Raw genomic sequence first — 18,227 nt, 5'->3', positions numbered from 1 at the left:
TGCAAAAAAGCACACATTTCGCAGAATCTCGCCCAAATCCGCAAAATCTACAATTTTCACTCTGCGTTTTTATCAAAAAACTTCGTGCGGTATTTTAGCTCCCTATTTAGCGTATCTAATCCATATTTTTCAACTAGCGTTTGCGAATACAGCGGATTGCGCCCCAGCCCAAATGCCTCCACGCGAAATCCTAGCGCATCCATCATCAGCGCAGTGAAGTCATAGTTCGTAAGGGAGCGGTTTTTCACATAGTTACGCGTGGGAGTCTTGCTAAAATTGGGATTTATAAATACATTATACACGAATCGATGCGCATCCTGCGGGATAAAGTCCGGCTGCATTGTGAGATGGTCGCCCAAAATCACAATCGTAGTCCTATCCCCAAAGCGCGACTTTTTCACAAACTCCACAAAATCGCCGATGATTTTATCCCCACAGCGGATGGCATTTTCATACAGCGCGCCACCACTGCCACTATCAAGCCCTGCAAAGGGTAGCTCCGCGCAAAACTCCCCATCGACAAAGCCCGGAAAGTGCGTATCGATGGTGCTGATAAAAAGCGCGAAAGGTTTATCTTTATCATAATCGCGCAAAAAGTCCTTTGTCAGCGCGAAAAGTTTAGCATCCTCCAATCCCCAATGCCCCTCATAATCGCTTGCCACCAAGCCATTTTCTTTGAAATAGCGCACATCAAAGGCTTCTAAATTATGCTCTTTTGCAAAGTCATCATACCCACCAAAAATGATTCGTGCGCCCGTAAAAATGGCATTAAAATATCCATTTGCATTCAAAATATCGCTAATGCAGGTGGTTTGCTTTGGATTTTTCACGCTAAATAGCGCGCGGGGCGGGAAACCGCACATATACGAAGTGATGGATGGAAAAGTCGGCGTTGCACCTGCGCTCTCCAAATGTCCGCCGACAACAGAATTTACGCTGAAATTCACCCCATCTTGCGCGAATTGCGTGAGATTTGGGATAAGCTCTCCGTGTGGCGAATATCGCAGAATCTCATTGCGCCCCCCCCCAGATGGGATATTTTTGGAGCTGTAAGTGCTCTCCATAGATTCTGCGAAAATCACAATCAAATTTCTTTTATTTTTTGGTGCTTTAAAATCGCTAATTTTTGGCGTGATATAATGCTCTTCATAAAAGTTTGAATAATGCACTTTTCTAGAAAGTTTTTCTTTGATAGATTCTGCGATTTGAAGCTTGGAATCTGCCATCTCAAAGGCGATTATAAAAAAGCACACACTTACGCAAAGGCTAAATGAAGCACTCCGCAAAAGTAGCGCATTGACAAATAAAATCAATATTTCATAGCATTTTTTCGCCCATCTGCAAAGCAATATCTTTGGCAAAAAACTTATAAAAATCGCCACCAAAATACTTGGCAATACAATATAAGTCACACTATCCAAAACGAGCATTTTGACGACTTTTGGGTCGGTGCCATCGAGTGGCTTTGCGAATAAAAAGATGAGATTATCAATGCTTAATCCAAACTTATAATACTTCGCCCCAAAGAACATTATCCCCGCTACAAGGGCGATTGCAAAGATTAAGATTGCGTAGATTCTGCGCTTCATTTTTACCCTTCCCTTTTAAAATTCCCCAAAAATTCCTCCAAATTGAACTTTTTGCGGTGATTTTCGGTGAAAATATGTATCATTATGTCGCCCAAATCCGCGATTAGCCAATCGCCACTCTCTTCATCAACGCTATAAAATGTCTCGCCACGCGCTTTTAGCTCCGTTTTTAGCGTATCCATCAAAGCAAAGCTATGTTTGTCCGCAAGGCTAGTGGCAATCACAACAAAGCTCGTAATATAGGGTGTTTGGCGCAAGTCAAAAAGCGCGATATTTTCCGCCTTTTTGCTATCAAGTAGATTTACAATCGATTCAAGCCTATTTCGCGCCACTCTGTCATCAATGTCTTTTAAAATTTCCAAATTTTCGCTCCATTTTTTAAGATTTATTTTGCAAGATTCGTGCCATTTTTGCCTTGAATCTTATCGTTGCGAATCGCGGTAGATGAGATATTTTCATCAATTTGAAGTTGCAAAAATTCGCTAGGGATTGGGATATTATCCCGTGTGGCGACTATGAATTGCACATTTTGGCGGATTTCATCAATTTTGTGCCATTTGTCTAACTCGCCCAAAATATCTGCGCCGATTATAAAATACAAGTTTTTTGGCGCGTAAAGCTCTTTAAAATGCAAAATGGAATGAATAGCAAAGTTCGGCTTTTTTTGTGCGGACTCAAAGTTTGATAACAAAATGATTTTTTTGTGATTTTGGGTTAGGTTTTGCGCTAAATTCTGTGGATTTGGCGGATTTTTGTAAAAAGTAGCGTTGGTTGATTTTGCGATTTTTTGCGCCATAGATTCTAATATCTCAAAGCGCGAATCATCGCTTAAAAACGGCGTGGATTCGTGCTTTAAGGGATTTTTAAAATTTGGCAAAATGATTAAAAAATCAATAAATTCACATTCAATCGCGGATTTGATAATCGCGCAATGTCCCTTGTGTGGGGGATTAAAACTACCGCCAAAAATCGCCAAATTTAAATCGCACATTAGATTCGCGCCCATTTTTGCGCTTTGATTCGCACTCACATTCGCGCCAAAATCCCCGTTCACTGCCCAAAACCTTGCGTTAAAATCATATAAGACGCCACACCGCCTAAAATGCTGATGATTGGGACTTTTAGGCTTAAATGCAAAAGCGCAATTACCGCGATACTACTTAGCTCTTTTAGCCCGTAGTTTGGGGCGAAAATGTTTGTGCCTTTTAGGCAGTAAATCACTAGCATTGCGATGATTATGCTAGGCAAAGCGCGTGAAATGTAGGCGATAAAGGGCGGGATTGTGCGTGGCATTAGAAAATATGGCAAAAAGCGCGTGATGAGATTTGCAACTGCGATTGTGGCGATGATTAGCAAAATATTAAAGTCCATTTTGCGCCCTATTTTGCGGTGGATTCGCGCTTTGATTTGTGCGAATCCACGCTAGATTCGCCTGAATCTAAATGCGATTCAATCCCCAAATCCCATTTTTTGCGATAGCAAAGCCACAAAATCGCAATGCTACTTATGAGTGCCACTAGCAAAAAATACTGCTCACCTATTGCAATTAGCCAAAAAAGCGCGGTGGCAATGCCGATGATTGCGGGAGCGTAGCCCTTTTTTGTGCGAATCGCTTTTAGATTATCGATAAAAATCACCACAAAAATCGCCGTCATTATAAACTCTAATCCACGCGTATCAAATGTGATGAATCCGCCCACCACCGCGCCCAAAACGCAGCCAAATCCCCAATAAATATAATTCAAAAACGACACGAAAAATATAAAGTGATTTGCATCTGATTTGGGCTTTTTGGTTTTCAAAATCGCAAAGGTTTCATCGGTTAGCCAAAAGATATTTAAAAACCGCCGAAAGTCCATCGCACGGAACTTTTCAAGCATTATAAGCGTGTAAAAACTCTGCCTAGAATTTAAAATAAGTGTAATTAAAAAAATATTTAGCAACGCTGTAAGCGTGGCAGGTGCGCTAAAAAAGCTGATTGCCAAAAACTGCATAACGCCAGAATACACAAATACGCTCATAATAAGCGCGTAAATCGCGCTAAATCCGCTAGTTTTCAGCAACACGCCACAGCAAAATCCCATAGAAGCGTAGCCAAAGAGAATCTCAATATCCTTTTTAAACGCCTCCCGCAGGGCGATTGAAGCTTCACTCATCACATCCACCAAATCGCAGAATCTGCGCTAATTTTTGCTATAAAATACAATTTCAATGCCAGATTTTACGACATCGCTGAAATTTGCGTCCAAAAAATACACATTTTTCGCGCTTAACGCTTCGGCAATGCTCCCCGCCGTCACGCCGTGATGGCAGTATAAAATGATGTCTTTATCGGCGTTTTCTTGCGCGATAAAGGCGATTCGCGTGGGTGATTCGACATTTATGGCGTCTTTTATGTGGTCGATTAGAAAATATCCCCGCGCGCGGACATCGATGATGATTGCGCTATCCATTTTTTGCTTGAATTCGCCTAAATTGAGTGCTTTTTTCATAATAATCCTTAAAAATAAATTTGTGATTGAAATGTGATTGTAGGCAATAAAAAATTAAAGTTTGATAAAAGTTTGATTTGGTGGGATTTTGTGTGATTCGCAGAATCTATGCAATCTAATTCGCATTTTTGCATAAAATCGTAACTTGATAATTTTTAAACTTGCCTTGCGATGATGGATTGATATTTTATTGCGCTATAATCGCAGAATCTTTGGTTTTTGAAAGCAAAGAAAATTTTAACTTTAAGGATTGCTTTATGAAAAAACTTGTATTTTTATTTTTTATCGCAATAAGTGCGCTGTTTGGCGAGGTAAATGAGGCAAATTTAGATGATGCTATCAAGAAATGTAATGCAAACAATGGGGTTGCCTGTGGTGAAGCCTCTGAAATTTATCGCAAAATAGAGGGGAGAACCCGCGATGAAAAAGATGCAAAACTTTGGGTTGAATATGCAATTAAGGGTTGCGAATTAAGAGATGGTAGCTCTTGCCATACCATAGCATATCAATACGCCGATATGGGTGGCTATCCCAAATTTTTTAAACCAGATGAGGCAAAAAAAGAGGAATACCTTATAAAAGCTTGCGACTACAAACATAGTCATTCTTGCCGTCTGTTAGGCATTATATATAGCGGACAAGCCAATAACAAAAAGGGTGCCGAGAAAAAAGCCGCCAAAATTAAATCAAAGCATTTTTACAAAAAAGCCTGTGATTTGGGATATAGCGGAGCGTGTAAAGAAAAATAAATTATCTTAAATAAAAACACATAAGGCATTTATTTGCCAAATGCGTTTTTTTAAATCGCAGAATCTAGTGGTTTCTGCGACTCGCACGAAAAACGCAGAATCTACGTTCAATATCCACCCACCCCCTTAATCCCCCTCCGCAAGGGAGGGGGACAAAAGGCAGATTCTGCGAATTTAAGTGCGCGGTGTGGATAAAGTTTGAAAAATGAAGTTTTCAATAGTAAAATTAGTGCGTTTTATGGACTTTGCATTGCGATTTATCCCGTGTTTGAAGTGATATTTTCGATTTGGCGGCGCAGGGTGCGTAAATCTAGCGCGATGCAACCTGACTCCATTCACCTACACACGCTCATTTACCGCCGTATCACGCGCTCAAATGCCAAAACTTCGATGATGATTTGGGCATTTAATGTGCCTTTTATTTTTTTGCCTATTTTTTGCTATGATAAAACGGCGATTTTACTCGTGCTCATCGCACTTTTTGCAATCTCATACATTGCGATTTATAGAAAAATTACGCATTTTAAGGCGCACCTTTAAAGCGGATAATTTTAAAATACAAATACAAATACGCCAAAATAAATGCGCAAATTAGGGCGATTAGCACGATAACATCATCGTAAAACACGCTCCCTAGCGCAACAAACGGCAGATTGAATACCCAAATAAAAAGAGAAGTTTTGTGATTTATCTTTGTGATTCGCCTAAAAATCAGCATATGAAAATGGATTGAATCAGGTTTCATCGCCGAGCGATTGCGCCAAAACTTTTTTCGCCAAATCGAAAATATCACTTCAAACACGGGATAAATCGCAATGCAAAGTCCATAAAACGCACTAATTTTACTATTGAAAACTTCATTTTTCAAACTTGTAGAATCCTTCACTAGATTCTGCGCTGAATCTTGCGTCAAAATAACAAGCAAAAATGCGAGTAAAAATCCCACTAAATACGCCCCGCCATCGCCTAAAAAGATTTTTGCCTTTGGAAAATTAAGGACGAAAAATCCCGCAATACACGAAATTATAAGAAGTGAAATCGTGCAAATCTCGCCACGCCCCGCAAGAAATGCAACGATTGCAATGCTACCAAACATCAAAATCGCACATCCGCTTGCAAGTCCGTTGAATCCATCGATGATATTTATCGCATTTACCACGCCCACGATACAAAACAGCGTCCAAACCACGCCAAAGGCGTAAGGCAAGGGAAATCCAATATCCACCAAAACGCAATTTGGGAAAATAAACATCATTACGCAAACGCCAAGCGATTGCACCAAAAGGCGCAGTTTGGGGCTTAAAGGGCGATTTAAATCCTCCCAAAATCCGCTTAAAAAAATAAGGGCACTTGGGATTAAAAGCAAAATATATTTTTGATTTATCACGCCAAGCACGGCGCAAAGCACCACACCTGCGCAAAATGCCACAAATATCCCCACGCCTCCCGCTCGCGGAGTGTCGCCAAAGTGCATTTTTTGGGGCTTTTTTGCAGAATCTAAATCCATCATTTTACCCGTGTGCGTGGCGTATTTGATGATTAAAATCGAAATGACAAACGAAATAAATACACAAAAAATAAAAATCACGCTACGCCTTTAAGCATTTCTCCCATAAATAAGCACTTTTGATGATAAAATCAATATCATCAAACTTTGGACGCCACGAAGTTTGTGCCAAAATTTTTGCGTTATTTGAGATTAGCTCCGCAGGGTCTCCCGCACGGCGCGGGGCAATTATGACTTTAAAATCAACGCCACTAATCTCTTTGACTTTTTCTACAATCTCTTTCACGCTGTAACCTTTGCCATAGCCGACATTAAAAACGCTACTCTCCCCGCCATTTTCTAAAAATTCATAAGCACCTAAATGTGCATTTGCCAAGTCATCAATGTGAATGTAATCCCTAATGCAAGAGCCGTCCTTTGTCGCGTAGTCATCGCCAAAAATGCTCATCGATTCGCGTTTGCCTACCGCGCATTCACACGCGACTTTGATTAAATGCGTGGCGTTTGCGCTTCGTTGCCCTATGCCTTGCTTTTTTGCGTAGTCATTGTTGCGATAAGCCCCCGCCACATTGAAATATCGCAACGCCACAAATCTAAAATCCGCATTTGCAATCGCTGTATCACGCAAAATCATCTCACTCATCATTTTTGACGCACCATAGGGATTTATGGGAAGCAGTGGCGAATCTTCGCTTACCGGCACGATTTTTGGCTCTCCATAAACGGCAGCCGTTGAGCTAAAAATAAAGCGATTGACGCCAGATTTAACGCAATGTGCGATTAGATTTAGCGTATTTTTGGTGTTGTTGCTGTAATATAAAAGCGGTTTTGTGAGCGATTCAGGGACGATTAGGGACGCTGCAAAATGCACCACCGCATCAAATTTGTGCTTTGAAAAAAGATTTGCCACCGCGCCTAAATCGCCCAAATCCATTTGGATAAATTCGATTCGCTCCCCAAAGTCGCGCTCCAAAAACGCCACATTCTCCATAAATCCGCTTTGCAGATTGTCAATAATCGTAATCTTACAATCGCTATTTTGTAAAAACGCCAATGCCGTGTGAGAGCCGATATAACCCGCCGCCCCCGTGAATAAAATGTGTTTCATAAACTCCCTTTGCCAAAATAAAAGTGCAATTATAGTAAAAAATCTTTACAAATTTACAAATTTCCGCATTAAAAAATGCGATTTTAGCAAATCTTAAAGGCACAAAAGATATATTTTTAGATTTTCAATCACAAAGGATAAAAATGGAAAATGTATTTGATAGAAAGTCGCTTAGTATGACGATTTTGATGACGCCTGAGCTGTCGAATTTTAGCGGTGTGGTGCACGGAGGGCATCTTATGCGAATGCTTGACCAAGTGGCGTATGCGTGTGCCACGCGCTATTGTGGCGTGGATGTCGTAACCGTGTATGTGGATAATATCAGCTTTAAGCACCCAATCCCAATCGGCAATTTGGTTACATTCCTTGCAAATGTCAATTACACAGGCAAAAGTTCGATGGAAGTCGGCATAAAAGTCGTCGCAGAGGACATCAAAAATCGCACCGCCACGCACACAAACACGAGCTATTTTACGATGGTGGCACTTGACCCCGATGGCGCGCCTTTTGAGATTGAGAAGCTAGTGCCAGAGACAGATGAGCAAAAAAGGCGATGGGAGGCAGCAGAAAAGCGCAAAAAGGCAAGAATGGGGAAATAAATGAAATAAATGTGGTAGATTCTGCGATTTGTTTGAAACGCAGAATCTCGCATTTAAAAACGCAGAATCTATGAAATAAATAAAGTAGATTCTGCGAATCGCCACAAAAACGCAGAATCCATCAAAAATCAACGCAGATTCTGCGATTTGCGGTGCTTTTTTTGCGCTAGATTCTGCGAAATTCTTGTTTTTTTGCGCTAGATTCTGCGATTTTAAAAAACTTAAAATTCAAAAAAATCTCATTATAATTTCATTTTTTAAATGGGAGTTTGCTATGAATCTAAATCTCTCCAAATCGCAATATTTGCGGGGCGTTCAGTGTGAAAAGTCGCTGTGGCTTTATAAATACAAGCGCGAATTGCAAGATAGCCCAAGCGATTCGCAATTAGCGCGTTTCAAAGGTGGCGTTGAAGTGGGCGCACTTGCGCTAAAACTATTTGACTGCAAGGATAAAATTGACTTTGATTCAAGTGATTTTTCGCAAAAAATCGCGCAGACAGATTCGCTCATCAAAAATGGCGTAAAATCAATCGCAGAGGCGACTTTCGCGCACAATGGCATTTTGGTGATGATAGACATTTTACAAATCACAGAGCGCGGACTAATCATCAACGAAGTCAAAAGTAGCACAGGCGTAAAGCCCGTGCATATCGATGATTTGGCGATTCAATACTTTGTGTTGTCAAATGCGATGCGTGATTTTGAAGTCGTAGGCGCAAATTTGGTGCATATAAATAGGGATTACGAGCGGAGCGGGGATTTGGAGTTAGATAAGCTCTTTTGCAAAATCGACTGCCTAAAATCCGTCCTTGCCAAACAAAGCGAAGTAGAGCAAAATCTAATGCGATTTGAGCAAATCCTAACAAGCGCAAATCCACCACAAATCGCCATCGATTCGCATTGCGACAATCCATATTCGTGCGATTTTAAGGGCGTGTGCTTTGGCGCAATCCCAAAAGAAAATAGCGTTTTTGACATAGCGCGATTAGATTCGCGCAAAAAATTCGCGCTATATCATAGTGGCATTGTGGATTTTAGCGATATTAGGGATTTTGGCGCATTTAATGACAAGCAGCGATTGCAGATTGAGTGCGCTTTGGAGCGCAAGATTCATATCGACAAAGACGCAATTTGCGCATTTTTAGCCACACTGCGCTATCCTATCTATCATTTGGACTTTGAGAGTTTCACGGAAGCCGTGCCTAGCTTTGATGGTGAGCGTCCGTATATGCAAGTGCCGTTTCAATACTCTCTGCATATCGATTATGGCGATTCGCGCTTGGAGCATAGGGAGTTTTTGGCGGACGCAAATGGCGACCCGCGCGGTGCTTTGGCAAAGTCGCTAGTGCAAAATATCCCGCAAGGTGCGTTTATTTTGGCGTATAATGCGAGTTTTGAAAAAGGTGTGATGAAAAATTTGGGTGCAAATTTCGCGCAATATGCGAAGATTTTGGATGGCTTTGTGGCAAATGTGGCGGATTTGATGACGCCATTTGCGCAAAAATCCTACTATCACTACGCGATGAATGGGAGCTATTCGATAAAGGCGGTGCTTCCAGCGTTAGTGCCAGAGATGGCAAATGCGTATAAAGATTTGGATTTGATTCACAATGGAGGCGAGGCAAATGAGGCATTTCCGCGCCTAAAATTTATGGACGAATCCACGCGTAAATCCTATCGTAACGCACTTTTAAAATACTGCGAATTAGACACTTTGGCGATGGCAAAGGTGGTGGAGAAACTAAAAGAAATAGTGGGGTTGTGAGCTAAATCAAATGCGAATCTAAACTCAAAAATCTTTGGCAGATTCTGCGAATTGTGTGCTTTTTTGCACTTTTTTGCATTAGATTCTGCAAATTTTGTGCGAGATTCTGCGATTTTCGTGCTTTTTTTTATTAGATTCTGCGCCAAAGATTCTGCGAATCACGCCAAAAACGCAGAATCTAGCAAATAATTCGTCATTGCGAGGCGCACGAGCAAAGCGAGTGCAACGAAGCAATCCATAAACCAAACGCAAATCTAAACGCAAAAATCTTTGGCAGATTCTGCGAAATGTGTGCTTTTTTGTATTAGATTCTGCGATTTCGCACGAAAAACGCAGAATCTCACACGAAAACATCCCATCATTGCAAGGCGAATCGTAGATTTGCCCAAAGCACTCCAAAAAACTTTTTTCACTTTTTTATTGACTTGCGTTTTTTTTTGTATTATTCGCAGAAATTTAACAAAAGGAAGTAAAGATGAGCGAAAAATACAAGCTAAACCTAAACAATCCCAAAGCATTTTGCGATGACTTGTGGAGCGAAATAGTCGATAGCGCGTTATTTTCACGCCCCAAAAATGACATTTGCGATTATTTGCTGTATTTGTTTAACAAGCACGATTCGGCGCATTTTTTGGATTCAAATAGCAATGAGCAAAACGAGCGATTATTAAAAATGAATGCAAGTAAAATCAAATCCAGCAAAAAGAATATCGCAATTAAATTTATGAATAGCGATGAGTATGACAAAATCTTTGGCGATTTTTTGGATAGACTTGCCATTAGCGTGGAAAATAAGACGATTCGCATAGATGATGACAATGTAAAGCTAGTGATTGAAAATCCCGCTTTGCGCGACATTTTGGCATCAAAGTTAAAGGTTATCACCGATGATACGCTAGATTTTAGTCTAAATAGTGAAAAAGTCTCTATTTCTAGCAAGAATTTTTTGGCAATGCTTCGCAACGAAGTCGCACAGGAAAATTTAGCACAATATGACAATACAATCAAAAGCCTTGAATCTAAATACAAAAAAGCAAAAGTCAAAAGTGTGGCAAGTGCAATTTTAGGCGTTAGCGCAAATATCGCTTCTATCATCAACTTTATAAAATAGCGGGAGGTGGAGCGAATCTAATCTTTTGGCAAAAAGCGTGGCGGATTTAGTAAAAAGGCATAAAGCCTTAAAATTTATTTTTGAAAGGACAAAAAATGAGAAATGGGACATTTAACAAAATAGGCAAAATAGTGGCGGTAGCAAGTGGAATCGTGCTAATGGGCGCGGTGTTTAGTGGGTGTGGATTTTTTGATTCTATGATGGGTGGCGATAGCACAAGCGCACAAAGCTCATCTACCACAAGTAGCGAAAGCAAAAAGAGCGATTCAGGTGTAGTTTCATCGTTTCTTGGCGGACTTTTTGGTGGCAGCGAGAAAGAGAGCGTAAAGCGTGAAAAATGCAGTGGCAGTGGCGAAGTTGAGTTGCAACAAACAAGAAAAGTTTTTAATGGCAGGAGAATTGTTTATGAAAAATACAAAGAAAAAGGCACTTGCAAAAGTGGCGTAAAAGAGGGCGTTTGGAAAAGTTATGATTCGACAGGATATATTGTCTTGCAAGAATCTACCTATAAAAAAGGTATTTTAGATGGCGTTACAAAAATCTATGATGAAGATGAAAATCTTATCAAAGAATTGCCATACAAAAACGGCAAATTAAACGGCACAGCCACAGCATATAAGGCGGAAGGATTAGAATCCTTTACCAAAGTAACTATTGATTATGTAGATGATAAAGCAGTGATTACGCGTGCTTATAAAGATAATAATATTGCTCTTTTTTTGCAAACAAAAATAGAAAATGGCATAGAAATAACTCGCACTTATAATACATTAACGGACATATTAAAAGAGCTAAATAAAACGCTATCACCAAAACTAAAAGCCAAATATGAACAACCATTAAAAGAGGCTATGAAAAAAGATGGGCAGAATTATGATGAGTATATGGAGTGCAATAATGCGCTCAATGAAGTAGGAAAATATAATCGTGGAGAAATACGCATTAAGCCTAGCTATCAAACTATTCAAAAAGCACAAGAATGTCAATCTAAACCTAAAAATATTGGTGAGGCATACGGAGCATATGTAAATTCATTTAACGAAGCTTATGGTATGTTGCCTATGATGCTTGGTGCTGATGGAACTGAAACTAAAAAGGTTAAAGCTCAAATAGGAAAAGAATATGATAATGCTCTAATTGCCGAGTTTAAAAAACATAATTTTAGCGATGATGCCAAAGTTCTAGCTTTTATCAAAGACAAATACCCAGAAAAAGAAACTATCTCAAAGGCAAATTTAAAAATAGATACAACAAGCGAATCTAAAGGTTTGCCTTGGGCGCAACAACAAACCACTACAACCACATTGTATCAAGGTAGCGAAATAGGCACTATAAATTACAACACCCAAAATACACAAAATGCTTGTGTGGCAAAAAATGGTGGTAATTGTCGAGCGTTTTCAAGGCAGTTTAAAGAGCTAATTGACAAAAGCGCATTTAAGGACAAAATCTACAATCTACTACCCAAACCCAAAAATCAATAATTTTTTATGATTTTTTGGGAAACGCGTTAGATTCGGTGCATTTTTCGACATATTGTAAGGCAAATTAAGGCGAATCTAATGCTGTCATTGCGAGGCGAATCTTCGAAGAAGATTCGCCGCGAAGCAATCTATTTAAGAGACTTGTGAATCAAAGGCGAATCGCTTACTTTATAGCGAATTTGTGGTTTAGATTCTAAAAATAATTTATTGATTCATTTTTGAGTCATTGATTTTCATTTTCTTTTAGATTCGCAGGGTTTGGATGATTGCTTCACTGCGTTCGCAAAACAAGGCAAAGCCGAAGTTTCTTTATTCAATCCTGCGGATTGCCACGAAAATGCTGCTCATTTTCTCACAATGACGGAAAATAGCACGATTCGCGTGAAACATTGTCATTGCGAGATTCTGCGATTTTTGGCGAGATTCTGCGATTGCCCGCAAATTTGGATTGCGTTTATAAATCACCTCACTAAAATTATAACTCCGCACAATATTTTGCAACCTACCAAAATACTCATCGCCCACATTCTCCACCAAATCCGTCTTTATCTCATTTGCTTCAAGCAATTTCAGTCGCGCAAACTCGCCTAGCATATACGCAAAATTACGCAACTGCTCATCATTTGAATACCGCCAAAGTTTCATCAGCGAACCCTCTCTTTGGCGGTAGAAATATCGTGCGGAGCGAGTGTAGGCGACTTTATTTGAAAGCGCATTAATGATATTGCCAAAGGTGATATCCTCGCCCAAACGGGCATTTGAGTAGCGCAAATCCCTTAAAAACTCCGCGCGACAGAGCATTAACCACGAAGCGATTTTGCTACCTTTTGCGGTTATGCCACCCTTTGATTTTCTCGCGCGGTAGGCAAAAATCGACTTTTTATAATCGCTATCATTAAAGCGAATCACATTAAAACTCTTTGCCACCGAAATGCCCTTGTGCGCTTCTAAACAAAAGATTAGATTCGCGTAATAGTCGCACGCCACGACATCATCGCTATCTACAAACCCGATATAATCGCTACCTTGCGGATTTAGCGAAGCAAAAACATAATCTAATCCCGTGTTTCGCGCCATCCCTAGACCTTCATTGCGTTGCTTTTGAAGTAAGATAAATCGCTCATCTTTCGTGTATTGCGTGGCGATTTTCGCTGAATCATCGCTACTGCAATCATCCACCATAATCGCCCTAAAATTGCCATAAGTCTGCGCGGCAATCGAGTCTAGGCACTCCCCTAAATACGGCGCAACATTATAAATTGGGATAATGATAAATAGCGTCCCTGTGGGATTTTCGTAGGTTTTATGCTGATTTTTGCTTCGGGGGGGGGGATTATAAGTAGAATTCAAAATGCGTCCTTTTATCTAAAATAAAATTGTAATTGTAGCACGAATCGTAGAATCTAGCGCAGATTCTGCGAATTTTATTTGATTTTTGCGCTAGATTCTGCGAATTTTGTCTTTTATTTATTAGATTCTGCGATTCGCAGAATCTCACACAAAAAGCGCAGAATCTAATTTAACCCACCCCCTTAATCCCCCGCGCACATTTGGGAGGATGGGGAGAATTTTGCATAATTTGTAAAATACAAATTGCACCCAATTAGCACGAATATGTGCTCACAAACTCAAACGGATGCGGTCTCGCCTCCCACGGCCAAATCTCCGCCTTAAACTTATACGCCTTATAAGTTTGCAAAAATTCCTCGCTAAACACGCCACCTTGCTTGTAAAACTCCCTATCAGCAAGCATTTCCTCAATCGCACTTCGCAAAGTGTGCGGAAGCTGTATTATGCCTTTATCGCGGATTTCATCAAGGGTTAGCTTAAATAAATTCACATCCATAGGCTCTCCGGGGTGAATCTTATTTTTCACGCCATCGATTCCGCCCATTAGTAGCGCGGCAAACGCCAAATACGGATTGCTGGAGCTATCAGGGAAGCGAAACTCCACGCGCTTACTTTTTTCGCCACTATTGTATGGGATTCGCACACTTGCGCTACGATTTTGCGCGGAGTAGGCTAAAATGCTGGGTGCTTCAAAGCCCGGTATTAGGCGTTTGTATGAGTTTGTGCTAGCATTTGTAAAAGCGGCAATGCTTCGTGCGTGCTTCAAAACTCCGCCTAAAAAGTAAAGAGAAAAGTCGCTTAAACCTTGATATTTGTCCCCTGCAAAGAGATTTTTCTTGCCTTTCCAAATGCTAATATGCACATGCATTCCGCTTCCATTGTCGCCAAATAGGGGCTTTGGCATAAAAGTCGCGGTTTTGCCATTTAGGTGCGCTACCATTTTTACGACATATTTTAGCTTTTGGACATTGTCGGCAGCTTCTAGCATATCGCCAAATTTCACGCCGATTTCGCACTGCGCCTGTCCTACTTCGTGGTGTTGCAAGTATGCTTCTACGCCCACTTGATTTAGCACTTTTACCATTTCAGCGCGAATGTCATTACTCGAATCAATCGGTGGTAGCGCAAAATATCCGCCCTTTGTCCCGCTTCTATGCCCGATATTTACGCTCCCATCAAACTCTCTATTGCGATTCCACTCGCCCTCTTCGGTGTCAATCTCGTAGTATTGGCAGTTGATTGAATCTTTGATTTTTATGCTATCAAACATAAAAAATTCATTTTCAGGTCCAAAATACACCACATCGCCGATATTTTCCTTTTTCACAAACTCCATCGCCTTTTTGACAATGCTTCGCGGACATTTTTCATAAGGCTCGTTTTTGTAAATATCCCAAATGTCGCAAAACACGATGACCGTGGTATCCGCGCTAAATGGGTCTAAAAAATATCGCACGGGGTCGGGGATAAGAAGCATATCGGATTTATCGATAGGCTGCCACGCCGCCACAGAACTCGCATCGCAGGGGATTCCCTTGAAACTCTCATCATTTACTTCGCTAATGCTAAAAGTGATTTGTCGCCAAGTGCCCTTAATGTCGGTAAATCGAAAGCCCACAAACTCCGCTTCATTGTCCTTGCAAAACTTAAAAAACTCGCTAATCGCGCTAACTCTATTCATATCCATTTCAAATCGCTCCTAGTTTTTAAAATAAAGTCTTGTATTTTACACAAAAATGCTTTAAATGCTATTTTTTTGCATTGACAATTCCATTTTCCAAATTGCTAATATCCGCCCAATTTTCCACACCATAAATACTTTTGCTGACTTTATACGCCCTTTGTATAAACCAAAGATTTGGCTTGTGGATATTAAAATCATCGCCTGGTCGCGCGTGAATTATCTCTCGATTTTTAGGATAATGTTGCAAAATATTTTTGCTAACTTTTGGACATCCATTTGGTAAATTTGCACAAAAAATACTAGCAATGTCATAATTTGCCACCAAACGATTATCAATTTTTAGCGCACCTTTTGCGTTAAAATCTTTAAACAAAAACAGCGTATCAGCACCAATTGCTCTTGGCACCAATCTAGGCATATTAAAGCTATCATCCCCAGCGTGGTCGCTTACAATAAAAATTTGCGTATTATCATAAATATTAAGTTTTTTTAGCATTTCAATATAATGTGTCAAATATTGCAACGCACAAATCTCAGTATCAAAATGCTGGTAGGAATAGCGTCCCTTTTTCATTGAATGGATGTGTGGATTTGTATTTTCCCAAATGGTGTTATTTTGCAAATACTCGCATTCCGTGCCATTAAAATAAACGCCAAAAGGCGCGTGTGTCATATTGCTGTGGATAAATTTAAAAGTCGCTTTGTTTGCATTTGCATTTACTATGTGAGTATTTGCGTAAAATGGCGCAATGTGTGTAATGACCGAATTTTTATCTATCTTGCCTTGTTGTTGTAGCCACAAGCCATCATTATAAATATTTTTGCGAAAAATCTTTGGGGCGAATTTAAACACCCCAAAACTTAACATTTTTACTAAATCATAATGCTTCGCATCATCTAGCAAACGCTCTAAATGCGGATGTTTGCTTAAAAAATATTGCCTAAAAGGCTCATAGTTATCAAACCAAAATAGTTTAGATTCTGCGATTAGCAAATCTCTCTTTGCAATTCCATACATTAGGAAACTAGGCTCATACAAAGCATTTGCAAATGCCAAACCAATATCTTTATACGCTTGCGCTTCGGCTAATGCGTGATTTTCGCCCCGCGCATTCATATTATAGATAGTGTAATGCTCTCCACCAATGATTGAAGGCATCGCATAAATCGTAGCATTTGCGCTGGAAATGGAGTTTGGAAAAAGTGTGAAACCATCTAGTGCATTTTTAAAATGCGGAAATCTCTCCAAAATATAAGGCATATGCGACCCGCTAAACATATCTAACATAAAAATTACGATATTTTTTTGAGTTTTGGAATAGGAAAAAAGAGGAGATTTTGTAAGCGAGTTAGATTCTGCGATTAACAAATTGGGGGGGGGGGGAATCGCAGAATCTACGCTAGATTCTGCGATTTTAGTGTGATTTGCAGAATCTAAAATCCACACCGCATTTATCGCACTTACCACAAAAAGCGTGGCAAAAATTATTTGCATTGGGCGCTTTAAATGTTTTAGCAATAACGCAATTACTGCACTTCCAAACAGCACAACAGCGATAAATTCAAAGATTTGCGCTCCATTATTTGCAGGTGGAATTTGCAAGAAAAATCTATCCATCGCACCATAATCGCCCACCAAAATAAAACTATGCACAATCCCACTAAATAAAATTACACTTAAAACAAACGCCACAGCGTTTAAAAACTGCTTTGGAATAAAACTAATTAAATAAATCGCCGCAAAACTGCAAAGCACAAACACACCAAAAAGAGCACTTAACACCGCCCTCAAAGACGCAGAATCAAACTGCGAAATATCCGTGCTACAAAGCTGATATGGCACAAAAACGCAAATCAAAAAGGCGATTGACAAAATCGCATAATGCGAGATTTGGCGATAGCGCGTAAAATCGCTCTTAATTTTGCATTTATAAATAACGCACATTAAGAGATAAATCCCAAGCACCGCACCCAAAATCGCAAAATAATAAATAACAATATTTTTTAGCAATGGCAAAAAATTCATTTTATAGGTTGCCTCTCCCAAATACGCCCCTTTTGGTGGCATCTTTGCGCTTTCAAAATTTATAAATCGCTTTGCATTGGAAGTAATTTTTATGGCATTTGAATTTATTGCATTTTCCCACGCAACGCTGATTAACTCAACTTTTGAAAGACTGCCTGAGCGAAGCAAAAAATCCCATTTGCCAAACTCGATTTTTGCCCTTCCATAATCATCTAGCGTAATTTGCGAAGTTTTTGCATTATCTTTGGCATAAATGATTAGCGCAAAATTTATCGCTAAAAGCACGACAAAAAGCGCACTTAACGCGACAAACGCAATTTTTATGCTTTTGGTAAAAATAAAAAAATTAGAAAAATCCGCCTTTGTGATTTTCATTTAAAATTCTACTTTTTTGCTTTTTTTATTTGCTTTTTGATTTGCTCTACGCTAACTCCGCCAAATCCTATGTCGCTAGGCTCGATTGATTCAAGGCAGACTACGATTCGCTCTTTTGCCTTGCCGTATTTGGTGGAGAGTAGCTCGGTAATGTCGGCGATTAGTTGCTCTTTTTGCGCTTTGGGCAACTCTGGCTTTGCTAATTTTATCGTTACAAGTGGCATTTTGCGTCCTTTGTTTGAGATTTTAAACGCGAAATTTTAGCATAAATTCGCAGAATCTAACTTGCCAAATTTGCCAAATTTCTCGCTAGATTCTGCGAAAATTACCAAAAAGTGCAGAATCTAGGGCAGATTCTGCGATTTTTATTAGATTTTGTGATTTTATT

The 18,227-nt window shown here is 39.9% G+C and carries 20 protein-coding genes; 6 read left to right on the top strand and 14 right to left on the bottom strand.

What is annotated here, in order from left to right; translation table 11 throughout:
* Nucleotides 1-56 precede the first annotated feature (56 nt).
* The 7 genes from ACWIUE_RS07590 to ACWIUE_RS07560 are packed head-to-tail and all read right to left on the bottom strand — an operon-like array spanning nucleotide 57 to nucleotide 4,215.
* Complete coding sequence (locus tag ACWIUE_RS07590) at nucleotides 57-1,589, bottom strand: LTA synthase family protein (RefSeq protein ID WP_454136119.1); 1,533 nt, start codon at nucleotides 1,587-1,589, stop codon at nucleotides 57-59.
* Between the two features lie 2 nt (nucleotides 1,590-1,591).
* Nucleotides 1,592-1,951 carry a ribosome silencing factor gene (gene rsfS, locus ACWIUE_RS07585; RefSeq protein WP_454136118.1) on the bottom strand — a complete coding sequence of 120 codons (360 nt, stop codon included), beginning with the start codon at nucleotides 1,949-1,951 and terminating at the stop codon, nucleotides 1,592-1,594.
* Between the two features lie 23 nt (nucleotides 1,952-1,974).
* A complete protein-coding gene (locus ACWIUE_RS07580; RefSeq protein ID WP_454136117.1) occupies nucleotides 1,975-2,643 on the bottom strand; it encodes a nicotinate-nicotinamide nucleotide adenylyltransferase in 669 nt (222 codons plus the stop codon).
* Nucleotides 2,640-2,960, bottom strand: coding sequence for a branched-chain amino acid transporter permease (locus tag ACWIUE_RS07575; protein ID WP_454136116.1), 321 nt, complete (start codon nucleotides 2,958-2,960; stop codon nucleotides 2,640-2,642). Before ACWIUE_RS07575 ends, ACWIUE_RS07580 begins: the two co-directional genes overlap by 4 nt.
* An 8-nt stretch (nucleotides 2,961-2,968) precedes the next feature.
* Entirely contained in the window at nucleotides 2,969-3,745 is a 777-nt protein-coding gene (locus ACWIUE_RS07570) for an AzlC family ABC transporter permease (protein WP_454136115.1), read from the bottom strand.
* 27 nt (nucleotides 3,746-3,772) lie between these two features.
* Entirely contained in the window at nucleotides 3,773-4,081 is a 309-nt protein-coding gene (locus ACWIUE_RS07565) for a rhodanese-like domain-containing protein (protein ID WP_454136114.1), read from the bottom strand.
* A gap of 8 nt (nucleotides 4,082-4,089) precedes the next feature.
* Complete coding sequence (locus tag ACWIUE_RS07560) at nucleotides 4,090-4,215, bottom strand: hypothetical protein (RefSeq protein ID WP_454136113.1); 126 nt, start codon at nucleotides 4,213-4,215, stop codon at nucleotides 4,090-4,092.
* Between the two features lie 45 nt (nucleotides 4,216-4,260).
* Between ACWIUE_RS07560 and ACWIUE_RS07555 the strand changes: the two genes are divergently transcribed.
* Together ACWIUE_RS07555 and ACWIUE_RS07550 are read left to right on the top strand one after the other, a co-directional pair.
* On the top strand, nucleotides 4,261-4,830 hold the full coding sequence (locus ACWIUE_RS07555; protein ID WP_454136112.1) for a hypothetical protein: 570 nt from the start codon (nucleotides 4,261-4,263) through the stop codon (nucleotides 4,828-4,830).
* A gap of 198 nt (nucleotides 4,831-5,028) precedes the next feature.
* A complete protein-coding gene (locus ACWIUE_RS07550) occupies nucleotides 5,029-5,370 on the top strand; it encodes a hypothetical protein (protein WP_454136111.1) in 342 nt (113 codons plus the stop codon).
* Here the strand turns inward: ACWIUE_RS07550 and ACWIUE_RS07545 are convergent.
* Both ACWIUE_RS07545 and galE read right to left on the bottom strand, forming a co-directional pair.
* A complete protein-coding gene (locus ACWIUE_RS07545) occupies nucleotides 5,354-6,418 on the bottom strand; it encodes a glycosyltransferase family 4 protein (RefSeq protein WP_454136110.1) in 1,065 nt (354 codons plus the stop codon). The two genes, ACWIUE_RS07550 and ACWIUE_RS07545, sit on opposite strands and share 17 nt — an antisense overlap.
* Before the next feature lies 1 nt (nucleotide 6,419).
* Entirely contained in the window at nucleotides 6,420-7,445 is a 1,026-nt protein-coding gene (galE, locus tag ACWIUE_RS07540) for a UDP-glucose 4-epimerase GalE (protein WP_454136109.1), read from the bottom strand.
* A gap of 143 nt (nucleotides 7,446-7,588) precedes the next feature.
* Between galE and ACWIUE_RS07535 the strand changes: the two genes are divergently transcribed.
* Nucleotides 7,589-8,044, top strand: a complete 456-nt coding sequence (locus ACWIUE_RS07535) for an acyl-CoA thioesterase (RefSeq protein ID WP_454136108.1) — start codon at nucleotides 7,589-7,591, stop codon at nucleotides 8,042-8,044.
* A 274-nt stretch (nucleotides 8,045-8,318) separates the two neighbouring features.
* The gene (locus ACWIUE_RS07530) at nucleotides 8,319-9,809 is read left to right on the top strand and encodes a DUF2779 domain-containing protein (protein ID WP_454136107.1); all 1,491 of its coding nucleotides are present in this window, start codon (nucleotides 8,319-8,321) and stop codon (nucleotides 9,807-9,809) included.
* A gap of 78 nt (nucleotides 9,810-9,887) precedes the next feature.
* On the opposite strand, the gene ACWIUE_RS07525 is transcribed toward ACWIUE_RS07530, so the two are convergent.
* Complete coding sequence (locus tag ACWIUE_RS07525) at nucleotides 9,888-10,208, bottom strand: hypothetical protein (protein WP_454136106.1); 321 nt, start codon at nucleotides 10,206-10,208, stop codon at nucleotides 9,888-9,890.
* A gap of 76 nt (nucleotides 10,209-10,284) precedes the next feature.
* Here ACWIUE_RS07525 and ACWIUE_RS07520 point away from each other — a divergent pair, with 76 nt between their 5' ends.
* Both ACWIUE_RS07520 and ACWIUE_RS07515 read left to right on the top strand, forming a co-directional pair.
* Complete coding sequence (locus tag ACWIUE_RS07520) at nucleotides 10,285-10,920, top strand: hypothetical protein (RefSeq protein ID WP_454136105.1); 636 nt, start codon at nucleotides 10,285-10,287, stop codon at nucleotides 10,918-10,920.
* A gap of 95 nt (nucleotides 10,921-11,015) precedes the next feature.
* Nucleotides 11,016-12,404 (top strand): toxin-antitoxin system YwqK family antitoxin, encoded by a 1,389-nt coding sequence (locus tag ACWIUE_RS07515; RefSeq protein WP_454136104.1) that lies wholly within the window; start codon nucleotides 11,016-11,018, stop codon nucleotides 12,402-12,404.
* Between the two features lie 309 nt (nucleotides 12,405-12,713).
* On the opposite strand, the gene ACWIUE_RS07510 is transcribed toward ACWIUE_RS07515, so the two are convergent.
* From ACWIUE_RS07510 to ACWIUE_RS07495, 4 genes are all read right to left on the bottom strand, one after another.
* Nucleotides 12,714-13,754, bottom strand: a complete 1,041-nt coding sequence (locus tag ACWIUE_RS07510) for a glycosyltransferase family 2 protein (RefSeq protein WP_454136103.1) — start codon at nucleotides 13,752-13,754, stop codon at nucleotides 12,714-12,716.
* Nucleotides 13,755-14,007: 253 nt separating this feature from the next.
* Nucleotides 14,008-15,435 (bottom strand): type I glutamate--ammonia ligase, encoded by a 1,428-nt coding sequence (gene glnA, locus ACWIUE_RS07505; protein ID WP_454136143.1) that lies wholly within the window; start codon nucleotides 15,433-15,435, stop codon nucleotides 14,008-14,010.
* A 67-nt stretch (nucleotides 15,436-15,502) separates the two neighbouring features.
* Nucleotides 15,503-17,839: a hypothetical protein gene (locus ACWIUE_RS07500; RefSeq protein ID WP_454136102.1), complete on the bottom strand. Its 2,337-nt coding sequence runs from the start codon at nucleotides 17,837-17,839 to the stop codon at nucleotides 15,503-15,505.
* An 8-nt stretch (nucleotides 17,840-17,847) separates the two neighbouring features.
* Nucleotides 17,848-18,063, bottom strand: coding sequence for a tautomerase family protein (locus ACWIUE_RS07495; RefSeq protein ID WP_454136101.1), 216 nt, complete (start codon nucleotides 18,061-18,063; stop codon nucleotides 17,848-17,850).
* Nucleotides 18,064-18,227 lie beyond the last annotated feature (164 nt).

The organism is Helicobacter sp. 23-1045, from assembly GCF_053654655.1.
Note: the sequence above shows the minus strand (reverse complement) of the source record. Positions and strands in the feature narration are given on the sequence as shown.

Bases quoted from the DNA above. Each gene is read 5' to 3' on its own strand.
- ACWIUE_RS07590 (WP_454136119.1), bottom strand. From the start codon at position 1,589: ATGAAGCGCAGAATCTACGCAATCTTAATCTTTGCAATCGCCCTTGTA.
- ACWIUE_RS07575 (WP_454136116.1), bottom strand. From the start codon at position 2,960: ATGGACTTTAATATTTTGCTAATCATCGCCACAATCGCAGTTGCAAAT.
- ACWIUE_RS07570 (WP_454136115.1), bottom strand. From the start codon at position 3,745: ATGAGTGAAGCTTCAATCGCCCTGCGGGAGGCGTTTAAAAAGGATATT.
- ACWIUE_RS07565 (WP_454136114.1), bottom strand. From the start codon at position 4,081: ATGAAAAAAGCACTCAATTTAGGCGAATTCAAGCAAAAAATGGATAGC.
- ACWIUE_RS07560 (WP_454136113.1), bottom strand. From the start codon at position 4,215: ATGCAAAAATGCGAATTAGATTGCATAGATTCTGCGAATCACACAAAA.
- galE (WP_454136109.1), bottom strand. From the start codon at position 7,445: ATGAAACACATTTTATTCACGGGGGCGGCGGGTTATATCGGCTCTCAC.
- ACWIUE_RS07535 (WP_454136108.1), top strand. From the start codon at position 7,589: ATGGAAAATGTATTTGATAGAAAGTCGCTTAGTATGACGATTTTGATG.
- ACWIUE_RS07530 (WP_454136107.1), top strand. From the start codon at position 8,319: ATGAATCTAAATCTCTCCAAATCGCAATATTTGCGGGGCGTTCAGTGT.
- ACWIUE_RS07520 (WP_454136105.1), top strand. From the start codon at position 10,285: ATGAGCGAAAAATACAAGCTAAACCTAAACAATCCCAAAGCATTTTGC.
- ACWIUE_RS07515 (WP_454136104.1), top strand. From the start codon at position 11,016: ATGAGAAATGGGACATTTAACAAAATAGGCAAAATAGTGGCGGTAGCA.
- glnA (WP_454136143.1), bottom strand. From the start codon at position 15,435: ATGAATAGAGTTAGCGCGATTAGCGAGTTTTTTAAGTTTTGCAAGGAC.
- ACWIUE_RS07500 (WP_454136102.1), bottom strand. From the start codon at position 17,839: ATGAAAATCACAAAGGCGGATTTTTCTAATTTTTTTATTTTTACCAAA.
- ACWIUE_RS07495 (WP_454136101.1), bottom strand. From the start codon at position 18,063: ATGCCACTTGTAACGATAAAATTAGCAAAGCCAGAGTTGCCCAAAGCG.